The sequence below is a fragment of the Crenobacter sp. CS_VA4 genome (assembly GCF_055597485.1).
Genome location: NZ_JBVMAE010000007.1, coordinates 139709 through 164186, shown reverse-complemented (window position 1 = coordinate 164186; position 24478 = coordinate 139709). Strand labels below are relative to the sequence as shown.

21 protein-coding genes are annotated in these 24478 nt (G+C 65.7%); 14 read left to right on the top strand and 7 right to left on the bottom strand.

Annotated elements, in window-relative coordinates; genetic code table 11:
- Positions 1-843 (top strand): helix-turn-helix transcriptional regulator, encoded by an 843-nt coding sequence (locus ACZ2IA_RS09030; RefSeq protein ID WP_470292243.1) that lies wholly within the window; start codon positions 1-3, stop codon positions 841-843.
- Here ACZ2IA_RS09030 and ACZ2IA_RS09025 read toward each other — a convergent pair.
- The gene (locus ACZ2IA_RS09025; protein ID WP_470292242.1) at positions 813-1235 is read right to left on the bottom strand and encodes a DUF488 domain-containing protein; all 423 of its coding nucleotides are present in this window, start codon (positions 1233-1235) and stop codon (positions 813-815) included. The two genes, ACZ2IA_RS09030 and ACZ2IA_RS09025, sit on opposite strands and share 31 nt — an antisense overlap.
- Before the next feature lie 261 nt (positions 1236-1496).
- On the opposite strand from ACZ2IA_RS09025, the gene ACZ2IA_RS09020 reads away from it, so the two are divergent.
- From ACZ2IA_RS09020 to ACZ2IA_RS09005, 4 genes are all read left to right on the top strand, one after another.
- On the top strand, positions 1497-2045 hold the full coding sequence (locus ACZ2IA_RS09020; protein WP_470292241.1) for a cysteine hydrolase family protein: 549 nt from the start codon (positions 1497-1499) through the stop codon (positions 2043-2045).
- A gap of 26 nt (positions 2046-2071) precedes the next feature.
- Positions 2072-2380, top strand: a complete 309-nt coding sequence (locus ACZ2IA_RS09015) for a DUF1272 domain-containing protein (RefSeq protein WP_470292240.1) — start codon at positions 2072-2074, stop codon at positions 2378-2380.
- A 90-nt stretch (positions 2381-2470) separates the two neighbouring features.
- The gene (locus tag ACZ2IA_RS09010) at positions 2471-3376 is read left to right on the top strand and encodes an EamA family transporter (RefSeq protein ID WP_470292239.1); all 906 of its coding nucleotides are present in this window, start codon (positions 2471-2473) and stop codon (positions 3374-3376) included.
- The gene (locus ACZ2IA_RS09005) at positions 3373-4299 is read left to right on the top strand and encodes a GlxA family transcriptional regulator (protein WP_470292238.1); all 927 of its coding nucleotides are present in this window, start codon (positions 3373-3375) and stop codon (positions 4297-4299) included. Before ACZ2IA_RS09010 ends, ACZ2IA_RS09005 begins: the two co-directional genes overlap by 4 nt.
- 74 nt (positions 4300-4373) lie before the next feature.
- Here ACZ2IA_RS09005 and ACZ2IA_RS09000 read toward each other — a convergent pair whose 3' ends face one another.
- Positions 4374-6140, bottom strand: a complete 1767-nt coding sequence (locus ACZ2IA_RS09000; RefSeq protein ID WP_470292237.1) for a cation:proton antiporter — start codon at positions 6138-6140, stop codon at positions 4374-4376.
- A gap of 378 nt (positions 6141-6518) precedes the next feature.
- Between ACZ2IA_RS09000 and ACZ2IA_RS08995 the strand changes: the two genes are divergently transcribed.
- On the top strand, positions 6519-7523 hold the full coding sequence (locus ACZ2IA_RS08995; RefSeq protein ID WP_470292236.1) for a flagella assembly protein FlgT middle domain-containing protein: 1005 nt from the start codon (positions 6519-6521) through the stop codon (positions 7521-7523).
- A gap of 67 nt (positions 7524-7590) precedes the next feature.
- The gene (locus tag ACZ2IA_RS08990) at positions 7591-8586 is read left to right on the top strand and encodes a Fe(3+) ABC transporter substrate-binding protein (RefSeq protein WP_470292235.1); all 996 of its coding nucleotides are present in this window, start codon (positions 7591-7593) and stop codon (positions 8584-8586) included.
- 161 nt (positions 8587-8747) lie between these two features.
- Here ACZ2IA_RS08990 and ACZ2IA_RS08985 read toward each other — a convergent pair whose 3' ends face one another.
- Positions 8748-9278 (bottom strand): YbhB/YbcL family Raf kinase inhibitor-like protein, encoded by a 531-nt coding sequence (locus ACZ2IA_RS08985; protein ID WP_470292234.1) that lies wholly within the window; start codon positions 9276-9278, stop codon positions 8748-8750.
- Positions 9279-9440: 162 nt separating this feature from the next.
- Here ACZ2IA_RS08985 and ACZ2IA_RS08980 point away from each other — a divergent pair, with 162 nt between their 5' ends.
- From ACZ2IA_RS08980 to ACZ2IA_RS08960, 5 genes are all read left to right on the top strand, one after another.
- On the top strand, positions 9441-11036 hold the full coding sequence (locus ACZ2IA_RS08980) for an ABC transporter permease (protein ID WP_470292233.1): 1596 nt from the start codon (positions 9441-9443) through the stop codon (positions 11034-11036).
- A complete protein-coding gene (locus ACZ2IA_RS08975) occupies positions 11033-12064 on the top strand; it encodes an ABC transporter ATP-binding protein (RefSeq protein WP_470292232.1) in 1032 nt (343 codons plus the stop codon). Before ACZ2IA_RS08980 ends, ACZ2IA_RS08975 begins: the two co-directional genes overlap by 4 nt.
- A gap of 187 nt (positions 12065-12251) precedes the next feature.
- Positions 12252-13955, top strand: a complete 1704-nt coding sequence (locus ACZ2IA_RS08970; RefSeq protein WP_470292231.1) for an OmpA family protein — start codon at positions 12252-12254, stop codon at positions 13953-13955.
- A 12-nt stretch (positions 13956-13967) separates the two neighbouring features.
- Positions 13968-15500 carry a hypothetical protein gene (locus ACZ2IA_RS08965; protein ID WP_470292230.1) on the top strand — a complete coding sequence of 511 codons (1533 nt, stop codon included), beginning with the start codon at positions 13968-13970 and terminating at the stop codon, positions 15498-15500.
- Positions 15501-15503: 3 nt separating this feature from the next.
- The gene (locus tag ACZ2IA_RS08960) at positions 15504-16340 is read left to right on the top strand and encodes a hypothetical protein (protein WP_470292229.1); all 837 of its coding nucleotides are present in this window, start codon (positions 15504-15506) and stop codon (positions 16338-16340) included.
- A 130-nt stretch (positions 16341-16470) separates the two neighbouring features.
- On the opposite strand, the gene ACZ2IA_RS08955 is transcribed toward ACZ2IA_RS08960, so the two are convergent.
- Entirely contained in the window at positions 16471-17109 is a 639-nt protein-coding gene (locus tag ACZ2IA_RS08955) for a LysE family translocator (protein WP_470292228.1), read from the bottom strand.
- 58 nt (positions 17110-17167) lie between these two features.
- Positions 17168-18181, bottom strand: a complete 1014-nt coding sequence (locus ACZ2IA_RS08950) for a zinc-binding alcohol dehydrogenase family protein (protein WP_470292227.1) — start codon at positions 18179-18181, stop codon at positions 17168-17170.
- 90 nt (positions 18182-18271) lie between these two features.
- Here ACZ2IA_RS08950 and ACZ2IA_RS08945 point away from each other — a divergent pair, with 90 nt between their 5' ends.
- Positions 18272-19192 (top strand): LysR family transcriptional regulator, encoded by a 921-nt coding sequence (locus ACZ2IA_RS08945; protein ID WP_470292226.1) that lies wholly within the window; start codon positions 18272-18274, stop codon positions 19190-19192.
- 61 nt (positions 19193-19253) lie between these two features.
- Here the strand turns inward: ACZ2IA_RS08945 and ACZ2IA_RS08940 are convergent, their stop codons facing one another.
- A complete protein-coding gene (locus ACZ2IA_RS08940; RefSeq protein ID WP_470292225.1) occupies positions 19254-20993 on the bottom strand; it encodes an ArnT family glycosyltransferase in 1740 nt (579 codons plus the stop codon).
- 269 nt (positions 20994-21262) lie between these two features.
- On the bottom strand, positions 21263-22141 hold the full coding sequence (locus ACZ2IA_RS08935; protein ID WP_470292224.1) for a serine hydrolase: 879 nt from the start codon (positions 22139-22141) through the stop codon (positions 21263-21265).
- Between the two features lie 264 nt (positions 22142-22405).
- Here ACZ2IA_RS08935 and uvrB point away from each other — a divergent pair, with 264 nt between their 5' ends.
- Complete coding sequence (uvrB, locus tag ACZ2IA_RS08930) at positions 22406-24418, top strand: excinuclease ABC subunit UvrB (RefSeq protein WP_470292223.1); 2013 nt, start codon at positions 22406-22408, stop codon at positions 24416-24418.
- Positions 24419-24478 lie beyond the last annotated feature (60 nt).

Here is a 24478-nt window from a genome sequence, read left to right as displayed (position 1 = left end):
ATGGAAGGACTGCTGAGGGAGATGGGGCTGCACCAGGGCCTGGCGCGGCTCTTGGACGAGCTGGGCACGCCGCGCTTCTGGCGGGCGCTGGTGTTGTTGCTGCGCCAGCTCGCGCCGGTCGAGACCGCGCTGGCGGTGGAATTCCGCCCCGATGCGCGGCCGCAGGTGCTCGAGGAGTGCACCTTCGGCACCACCGGCGCCGGCCCCTCGCCGGTGCCGCACTACTGTCAGGGTCTGTACCTGTTGGACCCGTTCTACCAGGCCGCCTGCGAGCGGCCGCGCCGCGGCCTGCTCCGGCTCGACGAGGTGGCGCCCGACCAGTTCCGCCAGAGCGAGTACTACCAGACCTATTTCAGCCGCGAGGTCGGCCAGGACGAGGTGCAGTTCCTGCTCAGCCTCGACGACGGCGCGGTGCTGTCGCTGTCGCTCGGGGCGGCGGAGCCGTTCGACGAGCTGGCGATCGGGCGGCTCTTGTGCGTGCAGCCCTGGGTGCTGGCGGCGATGCAGCGTCACCAGCGCTGGTGCCGGCGCGAGCCGCAGGCGCCGTCGCTGCTCGACCGGCTCGGCCAGACGCTGGACGCGTTCGGCAACGGCCGGCTGACCGAGCGCGAGGCCGAGATCGCCCGGCTGACGCTGCGCGGCTTTTCCAGCAAGGCGATCGCGCAGCAGCTGGCGATCTCGCCGGAAACGGTCAAGGTGCACCGGCGCAATCTCTATAACAAGCTCGGCATCGCCAGCCACGCCGAGCTGTTCAACAGCTTCCTGGCCCAGTTCGCCGAGGGCGAGGCGGCGCGCCAGTCGGCCGCGCGGCCTCATGATCTCGAGTCGAACTCGCCCGCATAACAGACCGGCGACGAGAGCCGGGTGCCGGGGTCGTCGCCGGCCAGCTGGGCTTCCAGGAACTGCTTCAATACCTGCGCGTGGTTGCGTTCGGTGTCGCGGCTGGCGTAGGCCAGCGTCACGTCGCCGTGGCGCGCGGCGTCGAGCAGCGGCTGCCAGCGCGCTGGATCGGCCAGCAGTTCCTGCCAGTACGCCCGGCAGAAGCTCGGCCAGCTTTCCGCTTCCTGGTGTAGCAAGCGGCGCAGTTCGGTCGACGGCGCGGCGTCTTTCAGCCATGGCACGTTCTGCAGCCGGGCCTTGCTGACGCCGCGTGGCCACAGCCGGTCGACCAGGAAGGCGTTTGGCGTATCGGGGGGCAGGTCGTAGACCCGGACGAGCTGGATGCGGGACGGCATGGGGCCTCCTTTGTCTGCCGGCGGGACGACGCGGAGCGTGGCACCGCCGGCAAATGGTAAGCAGGGTGATCGTTCGTTGATTGAAAACTATCATCGTGCGATGTCATTGCAAGCGGGGCGGCCGGGGCGGATCGGACCGGCCCGCAGAAAGCGTCGGACAATAATGTCCGGATTTGCCCCGTCGCTGTCGGGAAATGCCGTCGCAGTGGGACATGGTTGTCACTAAGCTATGGCCATCTTCCACCCATAAGGAAATCTGTGATGGCTGCCGACACCGCGCTGCTCGTGATCGACGTACAACAGTCTTTTCAACATCGTCCCTTTTGGGACGAGCGCGAACTGCCGGCGTTCCGCGACAGCGTGCTCGCGCTGATCGCCGGTTGCCGCGCGGCCGGCGCGCCGGTGGTGTACATCCTGCACCAGGACGACGACCCGGAATTCCGACCGGAAAGCGGCCTGGTCACGCCGATGGCGTGGCTGCCGGACGCGCCGGACGCGCTGTTCACCAAGCATGTGCACAACGCGTTCACCGACACGCAGCTAGGGGCCTGGTTGGCCGAACGCGGCATCCGCCGGCTGATCGTCAGCGGCATCCGCACCGAGCAGTGCTGCGAGACCACTACCCGGGTCGCGTCCGACCTGGGCTACCTGGTCGACTACGTCACCGCCGCGACGCTGACCTTCGACATGGTGCATCCGTTCAGCGGTCGCACCTTTACGGCCGCAGAGATCCGCGAGCGCACCGAGCTGGTGCTGTCGGGCCGTTTCGCCCGTATCGCCAGCGTCGAAGAAGCGCTGGCGGCGCTGTAAGCGTTGTCATTCACGGAGGAAACACCATGCTGGAACTCAGACCGAGCTGCGAACACTGCAACACGGCCTTGCCGCCCGACTCGCTCGACGCGCGCATCTGCAGCTTCGAGTGCACCTTCTGCGCGAGCTGCGTCGATCAGGTGCTGGGCAATGTCTGCCCGAACTGCGGCGGAGGGTTTGTGCCTCGGCCGATTCGCCCGTCGACGAACTGGCGGCGCGGCAACTTCCTCGGCAACTACCCGGCGAGCAGCAAGGTGGTCTACCGGCCGGTCGATCCGGCGACGCAGGCGGCGTTCTCGGCGGCGATCAACCACTTGCCGCCGGAACAACGCTAGCGCTTGCAGGCGCCCGGGTTGGCCGAACGGCCGGCCCGGTGCGCTCATGCTATTGTGCTGAATTGAATTTTGTATTCCGGAGAACTCGCGATGCCTATCGCCGACCTGTTGCAGGCCCTCGTCGTGGTGCTGGTGTGGGGCGTCAATTTCGTCGTGATCAAATGGGGCGTGGCCGACGTGCCGCCGCTCTTGCTCGGCGCGATGCGCTTCACGCTGGCGGCGTTTCCGGCGCTGCTGTTCATCCGCAAGCCGGCGCTGCCGTGGCGCTGGCTGGCGGCGTATGGGCTGTCGATGGGCGTCGGCCAGTTCGCGCTGCTGTTCACCGCGATCAAGCTCGGCATGCCGGCCGGGCTCGCCTCGGTGGTGCTGCAGTCGCAGGCCTTCTTTACCCTGCTGATCGCCGCCGCGTGGCTCGGCGAGCGCTGGCAGCCGGCGCAGTTGCTCGGGCTCCTCTGTGCACTGGCCGGGCTGGTGCTGATCGGCATCGGCAAGGGCGGGGCGCTCGGCCTGGTCGGCTTCGCGCTGACGGTCGCCGCGGCGCTGTGCTGGGCGACCTCGAACGTGGTGGTGCGCGCGATCGGCCGCGCCGGCTACAAGCCCGAGCCGCTGGCGCTGGTGGTGTGGGCGAGCCTGATCCCGCCCTTGCCCTTCCTTGGCCTGTTGTTGGCCTTCGACGGCGCCGACAAGATTGCTTACACGCTCACCCATCTGACTGGCGCGGCGCTGTTCGCCACCGGTTATCTGGCCTTCGTCGCGACCTTGCTCGGCTACGCGCTGTGGAGCCGCTTGCTGACCCGCCATCCGGCCGGCAAGGTGGCGCCGTTTTCCTTGCTGGTGCCGGTGGTCGGCTTGCTCACCGCCGCTCTGGTGCTCGACGAGCGGCTCAACGGCTGGCAGGCGGCCGGCAGCCTGATGCTGATGGCCGGCCTGCTGCTCAATGTGTTCGGCCAACGTTGGCTGGCGCGGGCCGGGCTGTTGGCCGTGAGCCGTCCATGAACGAGGTGATCTTCGCGCTGCCGCCGAACGTGCTGCTGCTCGACCTAGCCGGGCCGGCCGAGGCATTCCGGGTGGCGGCGCGCTGCGGTGCGCCGTTTCGGCTGCGCTTCGTCGCCGCCGAACCGAACGTGGCCAGCTCGGTCGGGTTGGCGCTCGGCGGGTTGGAACCCTTGCCCGACACGGTGCCGGCCAACGCGCTGGTGCTGGTGCCGGGCACGCTCAACGACGAGCACGATGTCGACGAACCGGCAGGGCGCGCGCTGGTGCGCTGGCTGGCCGAACGGGTGGCGCCGTCCGGCGCGCGGCTGGCGGCGGTGTGCTCGGGCGCGCTGTTCCTCGGTGCGGCCGGGCTGCTCGCCGGGCGCGCCTGCACCACGCATTTCAGCCTGCTGGCTACGTTGGCCGAACGGGTGCCGGGCGCGCAGGTGCAGGCGAACCGGGTGTTCGTCAGCGACGGGCCGGTGGCGACCAGCGCCGGCATCTGCGCCGGCATCGATCTGGCGCTGTTCCTGGTGGCGGAGCTCGCCGGTGCCGAGCTGGCGCGCCAGGTGGCACGGCACATGGTGGTGTACTTCAGGCGTAGCCCGTCCGACCCGGCGCTGTCGCCGTGGCTCGCCTACCGCAACCACCTGCACGACAAGGTGCACGCGGTGCAGGACCTGATCGCCGCCGATCCGGCGCAGCGCTGGTCGCTGGAGGCGTTGGCCGAACGGGTGCACGTCAGCCCGCGCCACCTGGCGCGGCTGTTTCGCGAGCACAGCGGCACCACGGTGCTCGGCTACCAGACGGTGTTGCGGCTGGGCCTCGCCGAGCAGTGGCGCGCCGGCGGCATGGGAAAGGAAAAGGCCGCGCTGGCGGCCGGCTTCGCGTCGGCGCGCGCCTGGCGGCAGGCGAGCCGGCTGGCGGAGTCTCACCACGTGTGAGTGTTCGGCCAACGTCGTGACCAGCAAAAACCCCGGCGAGCCGGGGTTTGTCGTGTTCGAGCTTGGCCGAACGCTCAGTGATCCTGGCGTTCCGGTCGCAGAGGATCGGGCGGGGTATCCAGCGTCTCCTTCAGCGCGATCTGCAGCCGCGAATGCAGCCGGATCAGCTGGCGGCTGAGTAGCAGCACCGCCACGATCGCCACGGCCAGCACCACCAGCCGGGTCTGCAGCGGTGGCAGCAGGCTGCCGCTCACCGCCGAGATCACCAGCAGCATCATGCCGATGCCCAACAGTGGCACCAGCTCGGCAATGATCTGGCGGGCGGTGTCCGGGTAGCGGCCGGCGCTGCCGCGTACCGTCATTTCGGCCAACATCTGGCCGAGCGCCTTCTGCTTGCGATAGCAGGCGACCAGGAAGGGCAGCGACAAGAGCAGCGCCGCGCCCCACAGTATGCTCTTGTGGTCGAGCGGGGCGGGCAGGAAGGCGAGCTGGCCGCTCTCGAACAGCGCCGCGATCCCCAGGAACACCCCGGCCACTAGGCACAGATTGACCAGGATCTGCAGCAGGCAGCGGCGCACGATCGCCGCGGCGAGCGCGTTGTCGCCGGCCAGCTGCAAGCCGTTCAACCAGCGGGTGTAGAGGCCGAATACCGAGGTGAGCCAGCCGGGCAGCGTCTTGCCGAGTCGGTGCGACAGCGGGTCGGCCGCCTGGATCAGATACGGGGTGAGCAGCGTGGTCAGCGCCGATACCGCCACCGCGATCGGGTAGAGGAAGTCGCTGGTCACCTTCAGGCTGACGCCGAGCGCGGCGATGATGAACGAGAACTCGCCGATCTGCGCCAAGCCCATGCCGACCCGCATCGAGGTGCGGCCGTTCTGGCCGGCGAGAAACGCCCCGGTGCCGCAGCTGAGCAGCTTGCCGAGCACCACCGCCACGGTGATCACCGTGATCGGCAGCCAGTAGTCGATGAGCACGCTCGGGTCGAGCATCAGCCCGACCGCGACGAAGAAGATCGCCGAGAACATGTCGCGCACCGGCGCGATCAGCCGCTCGATCAGGTGCAGCTGGCGCGACTCGGCCATGATCGCGCCGATCACGAAGGCGCCGAGCGCGACGCTGTAGCCGAGCTCGATCACCAAGAGGCAGAAGCCGAAACAGAGGCCCAGCACCGTCACCAGCAGCATCTCGTCGTTGTCGAAGCGCGCCACGTAGGCCAACAGCCGCGGCACCACCAGGATGCCGACGGTCAGCGACACCGCCAGGAAGATCCCCAGCTTGCCGAGGGTGGCCACCACCGTGCCGACGCTGATGTCGCCGCTGACCGCGATGCCGGACAACAGCGCGATCAGGCCGATCGCCAGGATGTCCTCGACGATCAGGATGCCGAACACCAGCTGCGCGAAGCGCTCGCGCTTCAGCTTCAGTTCGGACAGGGCCTTCACGATGATGGTGGTCGACGACACCGCCAGCATCGCGCCGAGGAACAGCGAGTCCATGGTGCGCCAGCCGAAGAAGCGGCCGATCTCGAAGCCGACCCAGATCATCACCACGATTTCCATCAGCGCCGCCACCAGCGCGGTCGAGCCGACCTCGCGCAGCTTCTTCAGACTGAACTCGAGTCCGAGCGAGAACATCAGGAACACCACACCCATTTCGGCGAGCGTCTCTATCGTGTGCGGGTTGGTGATCAGCGGGTAGGGCGGGGTATGCGGACCGATGATCAGGCCGGCCAGGATATAGCCGAGCACCACCGGCTGGCGCAGGCGGGAAAACAGGACGGTGGTGGCGCCGGCGATCAGCATGATCACCGCGAGATCGCGCAGGAAGTCGGCTCCGTGCATGGGCACCTCGTGACGGGCGGCCGACGCGTGCGGCGCCGGCCGGGTTGATGAGTGACGGTTCGCCCGTTTCAAAGAGCCGCGAACAAAATTCAGCGAAGCAGCCTTGGCAAGGCAGCACTACAACGCCAAGGGTTTTTTCTTAGTGGCTCTAGACCGGTGGGGTCGGTCAGGGCGATGACGGGCAATCGTGCTGCTGATGCCGATTGCTTTCTAATATCGTACAAATTGTAACATTAGAATATTAAATGAATGGCATGTTTTGGGGGACGCACCGTCGGCGAGCCGAACTCAAGCCGGTCGCGTCGTCGCCGATAAAAAGCCGATATATCCTGATAATCTAGCGGCATCTCGTTGCCCTCCGTCGTCGGCCCCCACGTCATGAAACCTGTCCGCCTGTCCTTGTTGCTCGCCACCCTGACACTGCCGCTGTCGGTGCTTGCCGATCCGCCCGCAGCGACCGCCACCAAGGCGGCGAGCACGGTAACGCCCCCTGCGGCGTCCACCGTGGCGTGCAAGCCGGTGAAGAAGAAGGTCGCCAAGAAAAAGACCGTGCACAAGCCGAAGAAGGCCACCCACTTGCCGCCACCGCGCATCGTGCCGGCGCTGCGCCCGGTTGCGCCGTTCCCGGCCGAGAGCCCTTACGTCGACAACCGCTGCTACGGCGGTCCGGCGCCGCTGTTGGCAACGTATTTCACCGTCGACCGGCCGGCGCAGATGTCGGACATGAACCGGCTCGCCTACCAGCTGCCGGTCGAGCTGGCCAGCCGCCTTTCGGCCAAGCCGAGCCTGCGCGTCAAGGCGCGCGCGCAGCCGGACGTGTCGGTGCTGCCCGACCCGAATGTCACCGAACCGGCCACCGGCAGCGCCGGCGCGCGACAGCTGGGCTGGCGCGAGAACGTCCGCTACGTGCTGGCCGGTCGGGTGATCGACACCGGCGTCAGCGACCGCGGCCTGCGCATGTCGCTGCTGGAGGCGACCCGCTACCGCGACAGCGGCGCGCGCTATAACGGCCCGTTCTCGGCGCTTCTCGATTCCGGCGTGCTGTACCGCGCCACCGAACGCCAGTTCGACGTCGAGCTGTGGCTGTACGACGCGGCCACCGGCGCGGTGCGTGCCACCGAGCGGGTGCACAAGGTCGCCAACGGCAAGGTGTTCCCGCCGCAGCCGGCGCCGTTCGGCTCGGCCGCGTTCTGGCAGAGCGACTACGGCAAGGTAGTCGACTCGGCGCTGAACGAGGCGGTCGATAAGATCGGCCAGCAGCTGGCCTGCCCGCCTGCGGCAGGAGCACCGGCGCCGGGCGCGGCGGCCAAGTCGGCCGAACCGGTGGCGGCTGGTGCCACAGCTACGGCAATCGCGGCGGTCGCTCCGGTGCGGGCTGATTGATAACGGTTCTTGTTATGGGCTAGTATCCTGCCTCCGTCATCAACAACAAAAGCGCAGGGAAAAACCCATGAAGAAGTCGCTGATTCTGGCCGCCGTTGCAGCGGCCTTTGCCGGCTCGGCGTTCGCCGCCGACGAGGTAGTGGTCTATAGCGCGCGCGGCGAGCAGCTGATCAAGCCGCTGATCGATGCGTACCAGAAAGAAACTGGCGTCACCGTCAAGCTGGTGTCCGACAAGGAAGGCCCGCTGATGGAGCGCCTGCGCGCCGAAGGCAGCAACACCCCGGCCGACCTCCTGCTGACCGTCGACGCCGGCAACCTGTGGCAGGCCGAGAGCCTGGGCCTGCTCAAGCCGGTCAAGTCCAAGGTGCTCGACGCCAACATCCCGGCGCACCTGCGCGACCCGAAGGGTGAGTGGTTCGGCCTGTCGATCCGCGCCCGCACCCTCTTCTACAACACCCAGAAGGTGAAACCGACCGAGCTGTCCAGCTACGAGGATCTGGCCGATCCGAAGTGGAAGGGCAAGCTGTGCCTGCGCACCTCGAAGAAGGTCTACAACCAGTCGCTGGTGGCGATGCTGATCGCCAACGACGACCCGGTGAAGACCGAGCGCGTGGTGAAGGGCTGGGTCGCCAACCTGGCGACCCCGGTGTTCGGCGACGACACCAAGATGCTCGAAGCGATCGCTGCCGGCCAGTGCGACGTCGGCATCGCCAACACCTACTACTACGGCCGCCTGATGGAAAAGAACCCGAAGCTGCCGGTCGGCATCTTCTGGGCCAACCAGGCCGACAAGGGCACCCATGTGAACATCTCCGGCGCGGGCGTGGTGAAATACGCCAAGAACGAGGCCGGCGCGGTGAAGTTCCTCGAGTGGCTGTCGTCGGATAAGGCGCAGAACCTGTTCGCCGACGTGAACATGGAGTTCCCGGCCAACCCGAAGGTGAAGCCGGTCCCGAAGGTGGCGGCCTGGGGCAGCTTCAAGCAGAACCTGATCAACGTGTCGAACGCCGGCAGCCGCCAGAAAGACGCGGTGATGCTGATGGACCGCGTCGGCTACAAGTAAGCGACGCTTCCCGACACGACAACGGCGGCCCGCGGGCCGCCGTTTTTGCTTGCCGATGGCCTAGAGTCGCTAACAAAACCCAGCGAAGCGGTCCCGGCAAGGCAGCACAACAACGCCGGGAGGGTTTTAGCTTCGCAGAAACTTCGTTTTGTTAGCGGCTCTCAGCGCCCGTAACGGGCGGTCAGGCTCGCCTTGCCGAGCGCGGCCTGCTCGAACAGCAGGCCGAACTTGCCCGGCGACGCGTCGGCCGGCAGCGCGATATGCGCGAGCTTCAGCGCGTACACGGTGAACACGTAGCGGTGCGGCGTAGCGCCCGCGGGCGGGCAGGCGCCGCCGAAGCCCGTCTGGCCGAAGTCGTTGCGTCCCTGCTGCGCCCCAGCGGGCAGGCCGGTGCCGCTGCCGGCGTCGGCGGGCAGACTGCGGGTGGCCGCCGGCAGGTCGAACACGATCCAGTGCCACCAGCCACCGCCCGGGGCGTCCGGGTCGAACAGCGTCACCGCGAAGCTCTTGGTGCCGGCCGGCGGGTTTTGCCAGGAGAGCGCCGGCGAGTGGTTGCCGCCGCGGCAGCTGAGGCCGTTGTACACCTGGCTGGGTGACAGCGTCGCGCCGGGCTTGATGTCCGGGCTGGTCAGCTCGAAGGCGCGGGCGGTGAGTGGTGCGATCAACAGCAGGGCGAGCAGGGCGGTACGCATGGTGGGCGCTCCGGGCAGAGAGACTACCTGCAGTATCGGCACTGCCGGTCGTCGGGCGCGGTTTTTTCGCCGCGCCGTCAACGAATGCGATCGATTTGCGTTTGCATCGTCCGGCACGAGCCGGGATAATCGACGGCTCGCGAACTATCCAACGGGAGAGACATGCCCCTGCCACGCTGGCGCATCGTGGCGCTGTCGATCAGCCTGATCACGCTGGTTCCGCTGCTCTTGATCCTCGCCTCGGTCGCCCGGCCCGACGCCGAGCTCTGGTCGCACCTGCTCGACTTCCAGCTGCCGGAACTCCTGGTCAACACCGCCTGGCTGCTTGGCGGGGTCGGCGTCGGTGTGCTGGCGCTGGGCGTGCCGCTCGCCTGGCTGACCGCGGTGTACGACTTTCCCGGCCGGCGCTTCTTCAACTGGGCGCTGATGCTGCCCTTGGCGTTGCCCGCCTACGTGATGGCGTTCTCGCAGCTGGGCCTGTTCGACTTCACCGGCCCGATCCAGAGCTGGCTGCGCGACACCACCGGCGATTCGAGCTGGGTGCCGAGCATCCGCTCGACCGGCGGGGTGATCCTGGTGATGGCGCTGGCGTTCTACCCCTACGTCTACCTCTTGGCGCGCAACGCCTTCGCTACGATGGGCCGGCGTGCGCTCGAGGTCGGCCAGTCGCTCGGCCTGTCGCCGTGGGCCGGCTTCTGGCGCGTGGCGCTGCCGATGGCGCGGCCGTGGATCGTCGGCGGCCTGACCCTGGCGCTGATGGAAACGCTGGCCGACTTCGGCACGGTGGCGACCTTCAATTTCGACACCTTCACCACCGCGATCTACAAGGCCTGGTTCTCGTTCTTCTCGCTGCCGACCGCGATGCAGCTGGCGTCGCTGCTGGTGGCGCTGGTGTTCGTGCTGGTGGTGCTCGAGCAGCGCTCGCGCGGCCGGCGCGCCTATACGCAGGCCGGCAAGGCAGCGCCGCAACCGCGGCTGCGCCTGCATGGCCTCACCGCCTGGGCTGCGAGCGGCTTCGCGCTGCTGGTGCTGCTGCTCGCCTTCGTGCTGCCGGTGGCGCAGCTAGCCTGGTGGGCCTGGTCGGTGTTCGACGCTGAGTTCGACGCCGACTTCGTCGGCTATGTCGGCCGCTCGCTGCTGCTGGCGCTGATCGCCGCGCTGGTGGTGACGCTGGTGGCGCTGCTGCTGTCGTACGCACAGCGCCGCGATGCCAAGAGCGCCTTGGTCGCACGGCTGGCGACGCTCGGTTATGCGGTGCCGGGCACGGTGCTGGCGGTCGGGGTGTTCGTGCCTATCGCCTGGCTCGACAACTGGCTGCTGGCGCACTCCGCTTGGCCGGAGGGCACCAGCGCGATCCTGAAGGGCACGCTCTTGGTGATGCTGCTCGCCTACACCGCGCGCTTCCTGGCGGTCGGCCACTCGGCGGTCGACGCGGCGATGCACCGCATCACCCACAGCCAGGAAGAGGCGGCGCGCAATCTCGGCTACTCGGGCGTGCGGCTGCTCGGCCGGCTGCACCTGCCGCTGCTGTCCGGCGGGCTGTTCACCGCCGTGCTGATGGTGTTCGTCGACGTGATGAAGGAAATGCCGATCACGCTGATGACCCGTCCGTTCGGCTGGGACACGCTGGCCGTGCGCATTTTCAATTTCACTTCCGAAGGCGAATGGGAGCGCGCCGCGCTGCCGGCGATCGCGCTGGTGCTCGCCGGCCTAGTGCCGGTGATCGTGCTGTCCCGCCAGAAAGAATCGGCGTCATGATGCTGCTCGAATTCGATACCGTCACCCAATCCTACGGCGCTGCGCCGGTGATCGACGCAATGAGCTTCGCGCTCGCCGACGGCGAGATCGGCTGCCTGCTCGGCAGCTCCGGCTGCGGCAAGACCACGGTGCTGCGTTGCATCGCCGGCTTCGAGCCGCTGCAAAGCGGCGAGATACGGCTGGCCGGCCAGTCGCTCGGCCGGGTGCCGGCGCACCGTCGTCCGGTCGGCATGGTGTTCCAGGACTACGCGCTGTTTCCGCACCTGAGCGTGTCGGCCAACGTCGGCTTCGGCCTGCGGGGCAATGGGCGGCGCGAACGCGCGACGCGGGTGGCCGAGCTGCTGGAGCTGGTGGGTCTCGCCGATTCGGGCGACAAGTACCCGCACGAGCTGTCCGGCGGCCAGCAGCAGCGCGTCGCCTTGGCGCGCGCGCTGGCGCCCAAGCCGCAGTTGATCCTGCTCGACGAGCCGTTCTCCAACCTCGACGTCGACCTGCGCGAGCGCTTGTCGCGCGAGGTGCGCGACATCCTCAAGCGCGAGGGCATGAGCGCGATCCTGGTCACGCACGACCAGCATGAGGCGTTCGCGATGGCCGACCAGGTCGGCGTGATGCACCAGGGCCGGCTGCGCCAGTGGGACACGCCGTACCGGCTCTACCACCAGCCGGCCGACCGCTTCGTCGCCGACTTCATTGGCCAGGGCGTGCTGGTGCCGGGCACCATCAGCGGCCCGCAGTGCCTGGCGCTGGAGCTCGGCGAATTCTGCGGCTTGCTGCCCAGCGGCTTCGCCACCGGCGACGCGGTCGACGTGCTGCTGCGCCCGGACGACGTGGTGCACGACGACGCCAGCGCGTTCAAGGCGACGGTGCTGGCGCGCGACTTTCGCGGCACTGCATTCCACTACACCCTCGGCCTGCCGTCCGGCCAGCGGGTGCTTGCGCAGGTGCCGAGTCAGCACGACCATGCGATCGGCGAGGCGATCGGCATCCGGCTGGAGTTGGATCACCTGATCGCGTTTGGGCGCGGCTGAGCCGAGCGCTCGCCGACAAAAAAGCTTGGCCGAACGCCGATAGGGGCGTTCGGCCAAGCTTTTTTTGTTTTTGTCGGCCAATTTGATCTTTGCGAGTCCAAATTGCTTTACTTAATGTAAATTAAATAAAAATTGGTAATAAACGTGCAAAATGCTAAAAATATGATTTTGTAATTAATTTTTTGGCATGAAACGAGAGACGCTTTGCTTGGTAGTTGCAGGTAGCCTGGCCTTAAATGGCTGCGCCAATATGGAACAAGGCCGGCGAGCGGTGGCCGATACCTTTGCCAGCGACGATCCGTGCTCGAACAATGCCCGAAATATCGGGGTCACGGCAGGAGCCGTATTGGGGGCGGGTCTGGGTATCGTCCTTGGGAAGGCGATCAGTAATGATAAGAATGCGGCTTTGGCCGGCGCCGCTTTGGGGGCTGGGCTGGCTGGCACGGCTGGGTGGCAAATTGGTAGCAAGATGGATCGCCATCGTTGCGAGTTGCATAAAATTGCCCAGCGCTACCAGATCGACCTGAGGTCTACTCCCATTCAGCTCGATGGACAGTCGGAGCCCATTGGCCTCTCAATCAGCCTACCCGAACGCAGTGGCGGTGGACACTTCAAGACGGGTTCTGAGGTGCTGACGGTCGAGGCTCGACGCTACTTCACCGACATCGCCCGTCAATACAGTCTGTCTGTGCAGCTTTACAACCTGTCGCCCAAGTCCACCACCAATGAGCGCGAGGTGCTGCGTCAGCAGCTGGCCGACAAGAAGCTGATCCTGATCGGCCACACCGACGACACCGGCGATTCGCGCTTGAATGCCGACCTGTCCGAGCGCCGCGCCCGTGCGGTGGCCAAACTGTTCCGTGAACAGGGGGTCCCTGAGATGAATCTTTACTACCAGGGGGCTGGCGAGACGCTGCCGATTGCCGACAACCGTACTAGCGAAGGTCGCCAGCTCAACCGCCGGGTCGAGATCATCGATGTGAACAACGAAGCTGCCTTGCGTGGCTACCTGGCGGCTCGCACGCCCCGTATCGAGTATTACCGTCCCGCGGATGAGCTCAGCACGAGTGCGACTACGGCTCCAAGCAAGACCCCCCGTACCAAAGTGACCTCCTCGGCCAAGGCGGCTAAGCAGCCGCCAAGCTCCGCAGAACGTCCGGTAGCAAGCAAGGCGGTTCCCGCCGCTCCTGCCGTGAGCCTGGGTAGTGCCGCCGGTGCCCCGTCAGAGGCTGCTGTTAACAAAACGCCAAGTGCGGCGCAGGCCAGCCCAGCCAAGACCCCAAATGTCGCGAAGGCAGTGGCCAGCGGTGCTGGCACGATCGACTTTGGCGGATCGCCGGCCAATGCGGTGAATGCTCGGGTCGATACAGGCCGTCTGCTGAGTGAGGAGGGGGGCTTTTCGTTGATTCCAAAAGCGCAAGCCGCCGAGCCGAGTCTGCTGACCAGTTGTCTGCGTGACCGGCCGCGCGCTGGCGGAGAGGTGCGGGCGCTCGGCAGCGGCAAGGTGTACGTGGCCAATGAGCATTTGACCGGCCTCTACAACACCAGTTGGCTTGATCGGGTCAATGGCCACCTGGTGATGCTCAACAGGGTCGAGGTGCTGCGCGACGGTGCCGTGCCGGTGCATCCGCCCGAACTCAAGGTCTACCTCGATTACAACCCGCAGGCCCATCGCAACGCCAAGCCCGATCTACTGCTGAACCCTGCCGTCAATACCTATCGCGGCAGCAAGGGGGTGCTGTATCGGATGTTTGCCCACGACGAGCGCGGCGTGCAATGTCTCGACGTACTGTTTCCCTTGCAGGGAGGCACCGTCGCCAAGGCCGGCAAACTGGCATACCGAGGTCAGCACGGGTTTTACGTCGCCGATTTCACTCCTAAAAAGCTCTGAGAGAAAACTGTCATGAAAGAACTATTTGCAACCTATCCGCTGGCCGCGTGGAGCGTGGTCAGTGTGATGCTGGCCGGGGTGGCGGTGATGCTGTTGTGGGAAAAGTTGAAATGGTGGTGGCATAACACCTGGTACAGCTTCCCGCTGATCGGCAAGATTGCCGCACTGTCTCGTGACAGCAATCGCGCCCAGGAAACCGGCTGGTTCAAGGCCGAACGCACCCTGTGCCGTGACTACAAGAAATTCATTCGCATCCAGAGTGAATATGACTTTAACCAGAAGATCAGCTACTTGACCAAGGCCGGCGATCTGGGGCGCAAGGAAACCCCGAAACTGATCTGGATCCTGACCATCGCCATGGTGTTTGGTGAAGCGATGGGTTTCAGCTATGTCCTGGCCGGCTACACCTTGCCTGGGGCTAGCGAAAACCTGCAGGAGAAGGGGGCATACGTTATTGCTTTTCTGATTTCGGCAGTACTGGTGGCATTCACCCATTTTGCCGGTCATAAACTGTTCATCTCCAGTCAGATCAAACAAGCTCGCCGCGAGTGGGTTGACGAGGGGCGAAAACATAAACTCACCACTGGTGCCATTGCGCTGGCCAAGCCGCAGCAAATCGATGACGACCAACCGGGTTATACCCAACTAGCCAATCGGGTCGGCACCCAGCCCAGCTACAAGCTGGCGATTGCCGTTGCCTTATTTGTGGCTCTCATAGCTGGAGGGGCCACCTACGTGCGTGGCCAAGTGTTGGAAGCACAGATTCATCGTGAGACGGTGGGGCAGTCTTCACCAGGGGCAACCAGTATCGACGCGCTGGACATGAACGCTCCGCTGACGGCGGCACAATTGCCTGATGCCGACGTGGCACAGGCGAAAAAGGCCGAGGACAAGGCTCGTGAGGATGGTCAGTCGATCGAACGGCACGGCGGCTGGGGCACCTTTATCGTGCTGGCCTTTCTGTTCGTGTTTCTGCAGATACTCGGCGTGTATTTCGGTTTCCACTGGGGCTTTGCCGGTAAGGAGAGTGCTGCCGCTCATCGCTCGATAGCGTCGGGACGTTACGCGACCTATTCGGATGTTCGCGAGCATTACAAGGAAATCGCCGATACGGCGCAGGCCAAGCTGGAGCAATTGCAGCAGCGCTTGATGTACCGCAACAGCGAATCCGGTACCGATGGCATTCACACCAGCAAGACCTTCCGTGACTTTATGGAAGAAGAACGCCGCAACGACACCTTGGAGAGAACCAACGAGCGTCAGCATGAGGTGGCCCGCGCCTACGTGGAGCAGACCCCACTTCAGCCGGCCGTGGTGAGCTCCCCGGTACCGGCGCAGCGAAACGCCGTCGAGGTGGCTCCGAATGCCGCACCAAGTCTCGAGGAAGTCTTGCGCCATCTGGATACCCTGGCCGACAAGGACGCCAAGAAGGCCTATTTGAGCACGCTGCCCCCGGCGCTGTTCGATGACGTGGCGGCCGCGTTGAAAGCGCAGAAAGAAGAGCGGGAACGCCGCGCCGCCGATCTCGACTCCCTGTTGGATTGAACCGTGATGAAATCGATAACCTTGCTGTTAGCTTTGGGCATGGCCGGCACCGTGCAGGCCGGCACCGCCAACGCGCTGAAAAGCTGCTACGACTATGCGGGCGTTGCACGTCCGACCAAACCGGTCGAGACCGAGCTGTTCGTGCTGGTGGATCAGACTACCTTGTTTGACGGCAATCTGAAGCAGATGATCGCCGACAATATCAAGCCTTTCATCAAGCCGGGGAATGCGCTGTCGGTGACGCAATTTTCCGCGTTTACCCAAGGGCATTACACCCAGGTGCTGACGGCGTATCAGCTCGACCCGGTGCTTGACGTGGCGGCGCGCAATGACGTCTCCAAGCCGGCCTTGGCCAAATTCGATCAGTGCCTCGGCGTGCAGGCCCAGCAGGCCGGCCAGCTCGCCGGCAGGGCGCTGAAGGCCTTGTTCGGGGGCGCTTCCAGCGAGATCAGCAAGTCGGATGTGGTGGCCAGCCTGAAGGACATTTCCAGCCGGGTGCGGGCCTCGACCGCGCGCCGCAAGGTGGTATTGGTCGCGTCGGACATGTTGGAAAACTCCTCGCTGTCCAGTTTTTACGCCAAGCAGGCGGTGCGCAAGATCGACCCGACGATCGAGTTGAAGCGGGTCGAGCAAAACCAGCTGTTCGGCAATTTCAACCGCGCCAGCGTCTATGTACTGGGCGCTGGCCTGTTGGCCGAGGATGGCAAACAGCGCAAGGGCGTCTACCGCGACCCGCAGACGATGCAGGCATTGCAGTCGTTCTGGCACAGCTACTTCCAGCAGTCCAATGGCCAGTTGGTGGAGTTCGGTCAACCGGCCCTGCTCAATCCTTTGCAGTAAGGGTTTGAGCACGCCACCGGTGGGGGGATCGACCACCCGGTGAGTCGTCCATCGCTTGTAAACGACAAAAAGGTTGGCCGAACGCTTGTGACAGCGTTCGGCCAACCTTTTTCCTGCTCGCACTATCGGTTCAGCTGGTGTGATTCTTCAGCCGGAACAGACCGACCCCCAGCAGCATGAAGGCGCCGCCGCACACCCGGTTGAACAGCCGCGCGCGCCAGTCGGTGGTGAACCAGCCCTTCAGCGAGCGCGCCAGCAGCACATAGGCCAGATGCGACAGCACGGTGCAGGCGGCAAACGTCGCGGTCAGCACCAGAAACTGCTCGGCCACTGCCTGGTCGGGACGCATGAACTGCGGGAACAGCGCGGTGAAGAACAGGATGCACTTGGGGTTGGTGATGGAGACGAGGGCGCCGCGGCTGAACAGCTGGCGGATCGACGGGGCGTGTGCCGGAGCGGTCGCAGCGGCCTGTTCGAACAGGTTGGCGCGGCTTCTCCACTGGCGTACGCCCAGGTAGATCAGGTAGGCCGCGCCGAACGCCTTGAGCAGCAGGAACAGCGTCGCCGAGCTCTTCAGCAGCAGGCCGAGGCCGGCCATCGCCGTGCCCGACACGATAAACACGCCGAGCACATTGCCCGTCGAACAGATCAGCGCACGGCGCGCGCCCATAGTGAGCGAGTTCGAAATCGCCAGCAACACCGCCGGCCCCGGGCTGAACGCGGTCGCCAGTGCAATCGTGCAGTAGATCAGCCATGTCGACAATGCCATCTTGTTCCCCCTCAGTAAAAGCGGCACCCGAAGCGCCGCCAATGTCGTTTTTGTCAGCTTACCAGCCGTGCACCACCAGCTTGCCTATCATCGTGCCGCTCTCCAGCTTGCGGTGCGCCTCGATCAGCGTCGCCGCCGAGATCGGGCTGAGCGTTTCGGCCAGGGTCAGCTTCAGTTCGCCCTGGTCGATCAGCGCGGCGACGCGTTCGAGGATGCGGCCCTGTTCGGCCATGTCGGCGGTCCGGTACATCGCGCGGGTAAACATGAATTCCCAGCCGAACGCGGCGCTCTTGGTCTTCAGCACGTCCTGCGACAGCGGACCCTTGTTCTCGACGATGGTGACGATGCGGCCCTGCGGGCGGATCAGCGCGACCATATCGTCCCACCAGCCGTCGGTGTCGGCGGCGTTGTAGATGTAGTCGACCTCGTGGATGTTCTGTTCGGCCAAGGTTTTGACTAGCGACTGGTCGCGGCCGACGGTCAGGTCGGCGCCCAGGTCGCGGCACCAGGCGGCGCTTTGTGGCCGTCCGGCGGTGGCGATGACTGTGAGGCCGGCGTGCTTGGCCAGTTGGATCACCAGCGAGCCGACCCCGCCGGCGCCGCCGATGATCAGCAGCGACTTGCCCTTGTCGGCGCCGTCCGGGTCGATGCCGAGCCGGTCGAACAGTCCTTCCCAGGCGGTCAGCGCGGTCAAAGGCAGCGCGGCGGCCTGTTCCGGCCGCAGCGTGGCCGGGGCCTTGGCGACGAGGCGCGCGTCGACCGCCTGTAGTTCTGCATTGCTGCCCGGGCGGGTGATGTCGCCGGCGTAGTAGACCGTGTCGCCGACGGCGAAGCCGCTCACCTTGGCGCCGACCGCCTCAATGGTGCCGGCGGCGTCCCAGCCCAGCACGCGCGGGCTGGTCTCGACCTTGTCCTTCGGCGCGCGCACCTTGGTGTCGACCGGGTTGACCGACACCGCGGCGACGCGCACCAAGAGGTCGTGTTCGCCGATGGTCGGGGTGGGCAGCTCGACGTCGAGCAGCGCTTCGGGGTGGTCGATCGGCAGGTAACGGGTCAGGGCGACGGCTTTCATGTGGGGTCTCCGAACGGTGAGGAATGGCGTCATTGTGGGACGACTTTATCGCCGGATAAAGCCATAATCCTGCGATAGATTGACAACGAAATGGCGAGAATGATGGACGAGTTCGGCGAACTCGCGCTGTTTTGCGCGATTGCGGAGGAGGGCAGCCTGGTCGGCACTGGGGCGCGGCTCGGTGTGTCCGGTGCGCTGGTCAGCAAGCGGCTGATCCGGCTCGAGGCGCGGCTCGGCGTGCGGTTGGTGACGCGCACCACGCGGCGGCTGTCGCTGACCGCCGAGGGCGAGCTCTACTATCAGAGCGGCCGCGAGGCGCTGGCGCTCTTGGCAGACACCGAGGAGCGCTTGCGCGCCAGCCGTGCCGAGCCGGCCGGGGTATTGCGGGTGACCGCGTCGGCGTCGTTCGGCCGCCAGCACATCGCGCCGTTCCTGCCGGCGTTTCTGGCGCGCTACCCGCAACTGGCGGTGCATCTGCAGCTGACCGATAACGTGGTCGACCTGGTCGCCGAGCGGATGGACCTGGCGATCCGTATCGGTCGGCCGCAGGACAGCGACTGGGTGGCGCGTAAGCTGGCCGACAGCCGCCGGGTGCTGTGCGCGTCGCCCGACTACCTGGCTCGGCGCGGCGTGCCGCACTGTGCCGCCGAGTTGGCCGAACACGACTGCCTGCTGCTCGCCGACCCCGGCACCCGCTACCAGAACTGGACGCTGGACGGCCCGAACGGGGCCGAGACGGTGCGGGTCGGCGGCCGGTTGGTCTGCGACCACGGCGAGGCGCTCGGCGAGGCGTGCGCGGCCGGTGGCGGGATCGCGATCAAGTCGGTGTGGGACATCGGCCATGCCTTGCGGGCGGGCCGGGTGGTAACGGTGCTGCCGGGCTACCGGTTGCCGGCGCAGGACGTCTACGCGCTCTATCCGCAGCGCGCCGCCTTGGCGCGGATCGGGGTGTTCGTCGACTATCTGTGTGAGTGTTACGGCGCGGTGCCGTACTGGGAGGCCGGGCTGTAGCGGAAGGTTGGCCGAACGGCCCGGCCTGCGCTCCTGAGGAAAGTGCAGGCCGGGGCGGCGCTTATTGGGCGCTAGCGCCCGGCAAGTGCGAAGCGCGCGCGAACAGCATCAGGAATTCCGAGGCATCGCCGTCGCGGCTGCCCTGCCAGACCGGCGACCAGCCCGCCGGGTCTTTCGCCGGCTGACCCTTCGATTCGATCAGTAGCCAGCGGCATTCCCGGGCCTGTTCCGGCGAGGCCACCGGCTGGTGCAGGATGCCGGTGAAGTAATAGAGCAGCGGGGCTTCCGATTCGCCCAGCTCGAGCGACGACATGCAGTCGCCTGACTGCCAGTCGTGGCGCATCGCGGCTTCCATGCGCGCGTAGACCGCGCCATAGCCCTTGGCCTGGTCCATCCAGGGCAAGAGCAGCGTGAACGGCAGGCTCCAGATCAGCACGATGCCGAACAGCCACTGCAGCGCCGCCGCCACCCGGGTATTGACCGAGATCCACTGGGCCCGCTTCAACCATGTCACGGTCAGCGTCAGCGCAAACAGCACCGGGATCGGCTTGATCGGCATGGTGTAGTCCATTGGCAGCCAGGTCGCCAGCGGCTGCAGCAGCGTCTGCATCGTCTGCTGCGACAGCGAGGCGAGATAAATCAGCCACACCGTCAGCGCCAGCACGCCGAATACCCAGGGCACGATACGGTTCCAGTGACGCAGGAAGCCGCGCGGCAGCAGCATCAGCCCACGTGCGCCCAGCACGGCCAGCGGCGCGGTGAACGGCAGCAGATACAGGTGGCGCGAGGTGGCCGAGGCCTGTAGCACCGCGAGCCCGATGCCGACGAACAGCAACGGCATCGCCACTTCGGCGCGCTCGATCTTGCGCCAGCCGCCCCGCACGACGTAGCTCAGCGCCAGGATGCCGACCGGGAAGGCGAAGAACAGGAACGCCTCGATCACCCGGGTGCGGTTGGCGCCGGCCCCCAGTTGCGGCACCGAGAAGCCGACGAAGCGGCCGACATTGTTCTGCCAGAACCAGGCGTTGAACAGTTCGCGAGAATCCAGATAAAGCGCGATCGGCCAGCTCACCGCCAGCGGCACCGCGACGAAGGCGGCCTGCAACAGTCGGTTGCGATAGGCGCGAGTGCGGCAGGTGCGCACGAACAGCGGCAGGATCACACTGGTCGCGACGAATACTCCGGGGATGAACACACCCTTGGACAGGGCGGCGATGCCGACGCCGAGGCCCAGCCACAGCGCATCGCGTAGCGTGCCGCCGGCCGCGCTGGCGATGCGCTGCAGGCCGTACAGCGCGATGGCCGTGCCGGCACACAGCGACATATCGGTGAACAGGTCGTGCGCGTGCTTCACCATGCCGACGGTGCCGGCGTAGAGCGCCACCGTGATCAGTACGCGCCAGTGGAACACGCTGCGCGTCCGGAACGATGTCTGCGCAAACAGGGCGACGAAGCAGGTGCCCAGGCCGACATAGAACACGCTGGCCATGCGGGCGGCATCGTATAGGGGCAACCAGCCGTGCAGGACCGACGCAAACGCCGTCGCGGTCCAGTAGTAGAGCGGCGGCTTTTCCATGAACGGCTGGCCGGCATTGGTCGGTACCAGCAGCTGCCCGGTCTCGAGCATATGCTGGATGATGCCGAAGCTATACGCCTCGTCCTGTTTCCACGGGGTATGGCCGATCGCGCCCGGCAGGGCGTACACCAGCATGGTCAGCACCACTACGATAGCGAGCGCGGCGCGGGAAGCGGTCGACGAGGTGGCCGGATGCGCCAGGGAAGACAGGGTTTTACTGCTCATAACATTACAAAGTAACTGTGAATTCAAAAGTTAGTGCAATAGTCGGTGCCGAGTCAATTCAGCTCTTGGGGGACCGAGTATGACGACCGGCAAGGCGAGCGGCGAGAAGAACGCCGGCATGGCCACTGGCGGCCCTGACGAAACCGTCGGGGGGGGGCATTATGCCACCGTTATGGTTTGGCAGGGTGTTCGGCCTGATGGACGAGGCTGGGTTATGAAAAACGCCGCCCGGGACGGAGCGGCGTGATGGTCATGCTTGGCCGAACAGCTCAGCCGGCCAGCCAGTACGACGGGTGCGCCTCCAGCCAGTTCTTGAGCGACTTGGCATCGTTGACCCGCGCGGCGCTGCCGCCGGCGGCCAACAGCACGATGATCAGCGGCTTGGTGCCGACGTTGGCGTACATCACCATGCAGCGGCCGGCTTCCTGGATGTAGCCGGTCTTCTGCAGGCCGATGTCCCACTCGCCCTGACGCACCAGCGCGTTGCTGTTCTTGTAGTGCAGCTGACGGCCGTTGACGATGGTGGCGAAGTGCTCGGTGGTGGTGCTGTCCTGACGGATCAGCGGGTATTGGGAGGCGGCCTTCACCATCAGCGCGAGATCGGCGGCGGTCGAGGTGTTGCGCATGTCGAGGCCGGTCGGGTCGTAGAACACCGTGCTATGCATGCCGAGACTAGCGGCCTTCTGGTTCATCTTGGCGACGAAGGCCTGCAGCCCGGCCGGGTAGGAGCGCGCCAGCGCGTGGGCGGCGCGGTTCTCCGACGACATCAGCGCTAACAGCAGCAGCTCGCGGCGGGTCATCGTGGTGCCGACCGCCAGGCGCGAATGGGTGTTCTTCAGCCGGTCGATCTCGGCGTCGCTGACCGTCACCGATTCGTCCATCGACACACCGGAATCGAGGATCACCATCGCGGTCATCAGCTTGCTGATCGAGGCGATCGGCATGCGCTGGTTGATATTCTTCTGATACAGCGGCTCACCGGTGGCGCCGTTGATCACCAGGACCGAACTGGAACTAAGGCGTGGGGCGGTTTCGGCCAGCATCTGGCTGGCCACTTGCACTCCTTGTGCCAGCGCGTAGGGGGCCACGACCGTGGCGGCGCCGCACAATGCCGCGGACACCAGCCAACGGGCTGCGAGTCTGAGCATAAGGTCACTCTCCGTTAAACAGATTAGAGCGAGCCGGGCCGCTGCGAAAACACGCAGAAACGGCGACCCTCTCTCGCTCTATGGTTGATTCGTACCGCATTGTAAACAAGGAATTAATGCCGTGGGTGGTTAAAAGCGTCCTCGGCGTCGCTTGACGCGACAGGCTCGCGTAAAATGAGCCTAGCCCTGTCATTCGTCGCCGCGGACGGGGTTGACCGACCTTCCGTCACCCACTCCCGGCACAGCCTTCGAGACCCGTTCGCCATGCTCGTCACCTATCCCGACAGCCCGTTCAAACTGCACCAGCCGTTCCCACCGGCCGGCGACCAGCCGACCGCGATCGCCCAACTGGTGGAAGGACTCGCCGACGGACTGTCCTACCAGACACTGTTGGGCGTCACCGGTTCCGGAAAAACCTACACGATGGCCAATGTGATCGCCGCCACCGGCCGGCCGGCGATCGTCATGGCGCACAACAAGACGCTGGCCGCGCAGCTCTACAGCGAGATGCGCGAGTTTTTTCCCGAGAACGCGATCGAGTACTTCGTGTCGTACTACGACTACTACCAGCCGGAGGCGTACGTCCCGAGCCGCGACCTGTTCATCGAGAAGGACTCGAGCATCAACGAGCACATCGAGCAGATGCGGCTGTCGGCGACCAAGTCGATCCTCGAGCGCAAGGACTGCGTGATCGTCGCCACCGTGTCGGCGATCTACGGTATCGGCGACCCGTCCGACTACCACCAGATGATCCTGCACCTGAAGGAGGGTGAAAAGCTCCAGCAGCGCGAGATCATCGGCCGACTCACCACCATGCAGTACGACCGCAATGACATGGACTTCGCGCGCGGCACCTTCCGGGTGCGTGGCGACGTGATCGACATCTTCCCGGCCGAAAGCGCCGAGACCGCGGTGCGCATCTCGCTGTTCGACGACGAGGTAGAAACGCTCACCCTGTTCGATCCGTTGACCGGCGTCACCCGCCAGCGCGTCGGGCGCTACACGGTGTTCCCGTCCAGCCACTATGTGACGCCGCGCGACACGGTGCTGAAGGCCTGCGAGAAGATCAAGCTGGAGTTGGCCGAACGGATCGAGTGGTACCAGAAGGAGGGCAAGCTGGTCGAGGCGCAGCGCATCGAGCAGCGCACCCGCTTCGACCTGGAAATGCTGTACGAGATGGGCTTCTGCAAGGGCATCGAGAACTACTCGCGGCACTTCTCCGGGCGCGGCCCGGGCGACCCGCCGCCGACCCTGATCGACTACCTGCCCAAGGACGCGCTGATGTTCATCGACGAGTCACACGTCACCATTCCGCAGGTCGGCGCGATGTACAAGGGCGATAGGGCGCGCAAGGAAAATCTGGTCGACTACGGCTTCCGCCTGCCGTCGGCGGTAGATAACCGGCCGCTGAAGTTCCACGAGTTCGAGCAGATGATGCCGCAGACGGTGTTCGTGTCGGCCACCCCGTCGGTGTACGAGCAGGAGCACGCCGGCCAGGTGGTCGAGCAGGTGGTGCGCCCGACCGGCCTGGTCGACCCGGTGATCGAGATCCGCCCGGTTGGCACCCAGGTCGACGACCTGCTGTCGGAAATCCGCGCGCGCATCGAACTCAACCAGCGCGTGCTGGTCACCACGCTGACCAAGCGAATGGCCGAACAGCTGGCCGACTACTACACCGAGCACGGCGTGAAGGTGCGCTACCTGCACAGTGACATCGACACGGTGGAGCGGGTCGAGATCATCCGCGACCTGCGCCTCGGCATGTTCGACGTGCTGATCGGCATCAACCTGCTGCGCGAGGGCCTCGACATCCCCGAGGTCAGCCTGGTGGCGATCCTCGACGCCGACAAGGAGGGCTTCCTGCGCTCCGAGCGCTCGCTGATCCAGACCATCGGCCGCGCCGCCCGCCACCTGGAGGGCAAGGCGCTGCTCTACGCCGACCGGATCACCAACTCGATGCAGCGCGCGATCGACGAGACCGAGCGGCGCCGCGCCAAGCAGCTGGCGTTCAACGAGGCCAACGGCATCACGCCAAAAGGGGTGGAGAAACGCATCAAGGACCTGATCGACGGCGTCTACGGCGGCGAGGCAAAGCTGAAGGATCGCCTCGACATCGCGCGCGTCGAACAGATGGACGAGAAGGCGCTGGCCAAGGAAATCAAGCGGCTGGAAAAGGAAATGCTGGCGGCGGCGCGCAATCTGGAGTTCGAGTCCGCCGCCCGTTTGCGCGACCAGTTGAAGACGCTGAAGGAGCGGGCGTTTATCGGCGGGGTATAGGCGCCTTCGGCCAACCTTGCGTCGAGCCTAGCACGGCGGCGGGCACCGGGGACACCGGTT

Excerpts from the sequence above, each read along its gene's own strand:
- ACZ2IA_RS09000 (WP_470292237.1), bottom strand. The coding sequence starts at position 6,140 with ATGCACGGAGCCGACTTCCTGCGCGATCTCGCGGTGATCATGCTGATC.
- ACZ2IA_RS08945 (WP_470292226.1), top strand. The coding sequence starts at position 18,272 with ATGGCGAGAATGATGGACGAGTTCGGCGAACTCGCGCTGTTTTGCGCG.
- ACZ2IA_RS08970 (WP_470292231.1), top strand. The coding sequence starts at position 12,252 with ATGAAACGAGAGACGCTTTGCTTGGTAGTTGCAGGTAGCCTGGCCTTA.
- ACZ2IA_RS08985 (WP_470292234.1), bottom strand. The coding sequence starts at position 9,278 with ATGCGTACCGCCCTGCTCGCCCTGCTGTTGATCGCACCACTCACCGCC.
- ACZ2IA_RS09025 (WP_470292242.1), bottom strand. The coding sequence starts at position 1,235 with ATGCCGTCCCGCATCCAGCTCGTCCGGGTCTACGACCTGCCCCCCGAT.
- ACZ2IA_RS08950 (WP_470292227.1), bottom strand. The coding sequence starts at position 18,181 with ATGAAAGCCGTCGCCCTGACCCGTTACCTGCCGATCGACCACCCCGAA.
- uvrB (WP_470292223.1), top strand. The coding sequence starts at position 22,406 with ATGCTCGTCACCTATCCCGACAGCCCGTTCAAACTGCACCAGCCGTTC.
- ACZ2IA_RS08935 (WP_470292224.1), bottom strand. The coding sequence starts at position 22,141 with ATGCTCAGACTCGCAGCCCGTTGGCTGGTGTCCGCGGCATTGTGCGGC.
- ACZ2IA_RS08995 (WP_470292236.1), top strand. The coding sequence starts at position 6,519 with ATGAAACCTGTCCGCCTGTCCTTGTTGCTCGCCACCCTGACACTGCCG.
- ACZ2IA_RS09030 (WP_470292243.1), top strand. The coding sequence starts at position 1 with ATGGAAGGACTGCTGAGGGAGATGGGGCTGCACCAGGGCCTGGCGCGG.
- ACZ2IA_RS09005 (WP_470292238.1), top strand. The coding sequence starts at position 3,373 with ATGAACGAGGTGATCTTCGCGCTGCCGCCGAACGTGCTGCTGCTCGAC.
- ACZ2IA_RS08980 (WP_470292233.1), top strand. The coding sequence starts at position 9,441 with ATGCCCCTGCCACGCTGGCGCATCGTGGCGCTGTCGATCAGCCTGATC.
- ACZ2IA_RS08990 (WP_470292235.1), top strand. The coding sequence starts at position 7,591 with ATGAAGAAGTCGCTGATTCTGGCCGCCGTTGCAGCGGCCTTTGCCGGC.
- ACZ2IA_RS08965 (WP_470292230.1), top strand. The coding sequence starts at position 13,968 with ATGAAAGAACTATTTGCAACCTATCCGCTGGCCGCGTGGAGCGTGGTC.
- ACZ2IA_RS09020 (WP_470292241.1), top strand. The coding sequence starts at position 1,497 with ATGGCTGCCGACACCGCGCTGCTCGTGATCGACGTACAACAGTCTTTT.
- ACZ2IA_RS09010 (WP_470292239.1), top strand. The coding sequence starts at position 2,471 with ATGCCTATCGCCGACCTGTTGCAGGCCCTCGTCGTGGTGCTGGTGTGG.
- ACZ2IA_RS08955 (WP_470292228.1), bottom strand. The coding sequence starts at position 17,109 with ATGGCATTGTCGACATGGCTGATCTACTGCACGATTGCACTGGCGACC.
- ACZ2IA_RS09015 (WP_470292240.1), top strand. The coding sequence starts at position 2,072 with ATGCTGGAACTCAGACCGAGCTGCGAACACTGCAACACGGCCTTGCCG.
- ACZ2IA_RS08975 (WP_470292232.1), top strand. The coding sequence starts at position 11,033 with ATGATGCTGCTCGAATTCGATACCGTCACCCAATCCTACGGCGCTGCG.
- ACZ2IA_RS08940 (WP_470292225.1), bottom strand. The coding sequence starts at position 20,993 with ATGAGCAGTAAAACCCTGTCTTCCCTGGCGCATCCGGCCACCTCGTCG.